The following is a 5,166-nucleotide window of genomic DNA, read 5'->3' on the forward strand; positions in this document are numbered from 1 at the left end:
TGGATTGGTGTCCAACTTCTTGGGGGCAGTCCAAAAAGACCGCGTCGTCCTGGGCTAGGGCGCCGGTTCTTCCAGTTGGGCGCGCAGCTGGCTCATTGCCTGCAAGTTGCTCTTGCGCACGGCATCGACAAACCCCGGGTATGGCATATCGGTGATCGCCACCAACCCGAGGTGGCCGTTCTCGCCATCGAGCAGGCGGCCGCTGGCCGGCTGGTCGAGGTACTGGAACCAGTGCGCGCCAACGATCATCGGCTGCGCCAGGGCCGCCTTGAGGAAGTTGCCGTAGGCCGGGCCACGGTCTTCTTCCCGCGCCACTTCCAGCGGCCCCGGCCAGAACGGCCCGCGATCGCGCGAGCCGAACTGGAACTCGGACACCAACACCGGCTTGTCCAGCTCGGCCAGGCGGGCGAAGTCGTAGCCATCCTGCGGCTTGAGGGTATAGAAGTTGAAGCTGAGCACATCGCAGAACTCCGCGCAGGCCTTGACCGCCTCCGGCGTGCTGACGGCATAGCGGCCCCCCAGCAGCAGGTGATTGGGCGCATGCCACTTCAACGAGTCGGCAATGGTCCTGAAGTAGGTTTCGGCGAACACCTGCTGGAAGTGCTGGTAGTCACGCTCGATTTCCGGGTGCTCCGGGTCGGGCAACGGTGCCTCGAAGCCCGGGTCCTCCATCAGTTCCCAGGCGGTCAGCTCGATGCCCCAGGCCTTGGACAGCCCTTCCTGGTTGCGGTACTTGTCACGCAACTGCTTGAGGAAGGCGCGCTTGGCCGGTACATCGGTGGTCAGGCGCAAGGTACCGTAGGCCAGGCCGTAACGCGCCTTCGGGTCGCTACCGGGGGCGGCCCAGGCCAGTTCGTTGTCGGCGAAATAGCCGATCAGCCAGGGGTCGTCACGGTGATCGCGGGCGGCAATGGCCACGGCGCGCTCGGTGGCCATGGCAAAACGCGGGTCGAACGGGTCGGGCATGCGGCCCCACCAGTCCATGCCGGTGCTGATGCTGGCGTAATCCCCCACGATCGATAGCGGCAAGGTGTACGGCATGCGCCTGGCTTGGCCCAGGGCCGGCTCGCTCCAGTTGCCGACCGTGTTGAAACCCCAGGCCTGCAGGCGGTCGAGCGCATGCGCCTGCCAGCGGGCGGTATCCAGCGCCAATGGTGGGCAGTTGGCCGGCTGCCCTTCTACCGCGGGCGGGCAGGGTTTGCCATAGGTGCGCTGCAGGTTGGCGGCGTAGAAATCGAACCAGCGCCCCTGTTTGAAGTTGCGCCCTTGCGACGAGGGGTTGCCGTCGTCGTTGTTGCCGTCGCCATAGAATGCGGCCAGTGCATCACCCTCGCCCGGCAACGCCTTGAACATCCCTTCACGCCCGGCGACGTAGGTACGCCCGCCATCCGCGGCCACGGCATTCACCCCCAGGGAATAGAACGGATGCCCCTCGGGCGTTACCAGGTACCAGCGGCCGTCACGCTTTTCGGTGCGGAAGAAGCCTTTGGCCTCGAACGCCGGCCCGGCCAGCAGGCCACCGTATGCATCCAGCTGCTGCTTGCCACGCTCTGCCAGCCAGCCTTTGAGCTGTTGCTGCTCACGTGCATCGGCCGCCTTGAGCTGCTCGTCATTGGCAACCTTTTCAGGCCAATGGCCGCGGGTGGACTGGCCATAGGCATCGATCAGCTCATGGTAGGCCGCCTTGTAGGCCTGGTCGTCATCCTGGATGCCGACCCGCTCGATCAGCAGGTTCTGCGCCACCTTGGGGTTGGGGATACTCAGGCTGACCGACGCCACCTGCTTGAGGTCGACCGCGCCGGCACTGCTGGTCAGCAGCAGGCGCTGGCCGCCATGGTTCCAGGGCATGGGCGGGCCGGCGCGCATGCCCTGGCTCAGCGGCGAGCTGGCCGTCAGCGGTACCATCACGGTTTGCGCAGGACCGGCCGGAAGGTCGATGCGGCTGGTCAACGTGCGGCCATCACTGCCCTGCACCATGACGTCCACGGTCAGCGCCCAATCCATCGCGCTTTGCAGGCGCAAGGTCAGGAACTGACCGCCGGACCAGTCCCACACACCGCTTTGCGGGCTCAGGCGCAGGGTCGGCCGCTGGGCCGGGTTGAACACCACGCGCCGCAACACTTCGCCTTCGGCCGTCTGCTCCGCGTTGTACTGCGGCATGCCGGCATCCTCGGTCGCCACGTTGACCACCGAAGCCGGGCGCACGAAGCTGAACAGCGTCTGCTGCCCAGCCAGCAAGGGCGAGCTGAACAACAGGGCGAAAACGGCGGGCAGGGTACGGCGGACCATAAGGCTGGGGCTCTCCTTCAGGGCCCTCATGGCCCACGACTGAGTAATGGACAACGCGCCGGAGCAAGTGTGCTCCGGCGGTCAGGAAATCTCCCGCCGGAACGGCGGCAGCGCATTGAGAATAGCCTTGCCATAGCGCTGGGTGACCAGGCGCCGGTCAAGCAAGGTGATGACACCGCGGTCCTGTTCGGTTCGCAGCAGGCGGCCGCAGGCCTGGATCAGGCGCAGCGAGGCGTCGGGCACGGCAATTTCCATGAACGGGTTGCCACCGCGAGCTTCGATCCACTCGGCCAACGCCGCTTCGACCGGGTCGTCGGGCACGGCAAAGGGAATCTTGGCGATCACCACGTGCTCGCAGTAGGCACCCGGCAGGTCGACACCCTCGGCAAAGCTGGCCAGGCCGAACAGCACGCTGTGCTGGCCATCGTCGACCCGCGCCTTGTGCTTGTTCAGGGTTTCCTGCTTGGACAGGTTGCCCTGGATCAGCACCAGCTTGCGCCAGTCACGGTCCAGGCCATCGAACACGTCCTGCATCTGCTTGCGCGAGGAGAACAGCACCAGCGCGCCGCGGGCATCTTCGACGATGCTCGGCAGTTCGCGGATGATCGCTGCGGTATGCGCCGCCGCATCCCTCGGGTCGGCCTTGAGGTCGGGGACCCGCAGCAGGCCGGCATCTCCATGCACGAACGGGCTGGGCACCACGCAGGTGACCGCGTCACGCGGCAACCCCGAGCGCATGCGGAAGCGGTCGAACTTGCCCAGCGCAGTCAGCGTCGCCGAGGTCACCAGCGCGCCATGGGCCACGCTCCACAGGCTGCGGCGAAGCATTTCGGCGGCCAGGATGGGGCTGGCGTTGACTTCGATATCGAACAGCGCACCGCTCTCGGCCAGGGTCAGCCAGCGGGCCATGGGCGGGCTGTCTTCCGGGTCTTCGGCGGTAAAGGCCGTCCACAGCTCCCAGTTGCCCTGGGCACGGGTGACCAGGCTACCGAACAGCGGGTACCACTCCTCGGCCTGGTGGCTGGCGATGCCGATGTTGACCTCACCGTCCATGCCCTCCTTGAGCAGGTCGGCCAGGCGGGTAAACAGGTCGTTGAGGCGGGCAAAGCCCTTTTTCAGCTCGATGCCCACTTCGCGAATCTGCTCCGGCACCACGCCGCCTTCGAAGCGGTAGCGCGGGCGCTCACGGCCTTCGTTGTCCTCGCTGGGGCGGAAGTCGGCAACCTGCTCGCACAGGGTGAACATGAACTGCTGCTGGGTGCGCACTTCCCGCGCAAGCTCCGGCACCTGTTCGATGTACTTGCCCAGGTCACCGGGCAGCGGGTGCTGGGCCAGCAGCTTGGTCAGGTTCTTGGCGGTCTGCTCCAGCCAGTCGGCAGTGGAGCGCAGGCGTGAATAGTGGGCGAAATGGCCGATGGCCTTGTCCGGCAGGTGGTGGCCTTCGTCGAACACGTACATGGTGTCGCGCGGGTCGGGCAATACCGCGCCGCCGCCCAGGGCCAGGTCGGCCAGCACCATGTCGTGGTTGGTGACGATCACGTCGACCTTGCCCATGCCTTCGCGGGCCTTGTAGAACACGCACTGCTGGAAGTTCGGGCAATGACGGCCGGTGCACTGGCTGTGGTCGGTGGTCAGGCGCGCCCAGTCCTGGTCTTCTAGGGCTTCGGGCCAGCTGTCGCGGTCACCGTCCCAGCGGTTGCCGGCAAGCTTCTCGATCATGCTGTTGAACAGCTTCTGGCTGCGCTCGTCGACTTCGATGTGGAAGCCTTCTTCCTCGAACAGCTGGGCGGTGGCCGATTGGGCGTGGCCCTCCTGCAGCAGGATGTCGAGCTTGGACAGGCACAGATAGCGGCCACGGCCCTTGGCCAGGGCGAAGCTGAAGTTCAGCCCGCTGCTGCGCATGAGGTCGGGCAGGTCCTTGAAGACGATCTGCTCCTGCAGCGCCACGGTGGCGGTGGCGATCACCAGGCGCTTGCCGGCGGCCTTGGCGGCCGGAATGGCAGCCAGGCTGTAGGCCACCGTCTTGCCGGTACCGGTGCCCGCCTCCACTGCCACCACGGCAGGCTCGCCGGCACGGCGGCCTTCTTCGTCGCAGGCGATGTCGCCGAGCACCTTGGCCACTTCGGCGATCATCAGGCGCTGGCCATAGCGCGGCTTGAGGCTCTTGGCTTCGAGAAAACGCGTATAGGCGCCCTGGATGGTGGCTTTGAGTTCGTTGCTGATCATGGTCTGCAGGCGCCCGGAGGGCTGGATATATTTTCAGTGTTTCGCATGGGGCGGCTATCATACCCCGCTATTGCCCTTTATGCCGCATGGAGATCCGGATGCTTGCCTTTGCCCTGCCCTACACACTGCATGTCCTGGCCGCCCTGGTGTGGGTCGGCGGCATGTTCTTCGCCTGGCTGGTGCTGCGCCCGGCAACGGTTGCAGCCCTTGAGGGGCCTGCCCGGCTGCGCTTGTGGGTGGAAGTTTTCCGACGCTTCTTCGGTTGGGTCTGGCTGGCCGTGGCGATTTTGGCGATAAGTGGTATCGGCATGTTGCACATGCGCTTCAGCGGCTTCGAGACTGCACCGAAGTATGTGCAGGTGATGATCGGTGGAGGCATCGCCATGTTTGCCCTGTTCATGCGCATCCAGGCGTTGCTGCTGCCGGAGCTGAGGGCGGCGGTGCAGGCCGAGGACTGGCCGGCAGGTGCGGCAGTGCTGGGGCGGATTCGGCGGATGGTGGGAATCAATCTGCTGCTGGGCCTGGCGGTGGTAGCCGTGGCCAGTTCGCGGCTGATGTTCTGATATTGCCTGCACCGGCCCTATCGCCGGCAAGCCAGCTCCCACAGGTACTGCACATGGCTTGCCGGCGATAGGGCCAGTACAGGTTTTC

3 protein-coding genes are annotated in these 5,166 nt (G+C 65.8%); 1 reads left to right on the forward strand and 2 read right to left on the reverse strand.

Translation table 11 applies throughout. The features are described 5' to 3' along the window. Positions 1-54: 54 nt before the first annotated feature. Together RYH74_RS26020 and dinG are read right to left on the reverse strand one after the other, a co-directional pair. Positions 55-2,289 carry a beta-galactosidase gene (locus RYH74_RS26020; RefSeq protein WP_075046125.1) on the reverse strand — a complete coding sequence of 745 codons (2,235 nt, stop codon included), beginning with the start codon at positions 2,287-2,289 and terminating at the stop codon, positions 55-57. A gap of 81 nt (positions 2,290-2,370) precedes the next feature. Beyond that, complete coding sequence (dinG, locus tag RYH74_RS26025; RefSeq protein ID WP_317410577.1) at positions 2,371-4,515, reverse strand: ATP-dependent DNA helicase DinG; 2,145 nt, start codon at positions 4,513-4,515, stop codon at positions 2,371-2,373. Between the two features lie 98 nt (positions 4,516-4,613). Between dinG and RYH74_RS26030 the strand changes: the two genes are divergently transcribed. Beyond that, positions 4,614-5,078 (forward strand): CopD family protein, encoded by a 465-nt coding sequence (locus RYH74_RS26030; protein ID WP_075046126.1) that lies wholly within the window; start codon positions 4,614-4,616, stop codon positions 5,076-5,078. Positions 5,079-5,166 lie beyond the last annotated feature (88 nt).

It is taken from the genome of Pseudomonas sp. LSJ-87 (assembly GCF_032971465.1).
GTDB classification, from domain to species: domain Bacteria; phylum Pseudomonadota; class Gammaproteobacteria; order Pseudomonadales; family Pseudomonadaceae; genus Aquipseudomonas; species Aquipseudomonas putida_Z.

Excerpts from the sequence above, each read along its gene's own strand:
- RYH74_RS26030 (WP_075046126.1), top strand. The coding sequence starts at position 4,614 with ATGCTTGCCTTTGCCCTGCCCTACACACTGCATGTCCTGGCCGCCCTG.
- RYH74_RS26020 (WP_075046125.1), bottom strand. The coding sequence starts at position 2,289 with ATGGTCCGCCGTACCCTGCCCGCCGTTTTCGCCCTGTTGTTCAGCTCG.
- dinG (WP_317410577.1), bottom strand. The coding sequence starts at position 4,515 with ATGATCAGCAACGAACTCAAAGCCACCATCCAGGGCGCCTATACGCGT.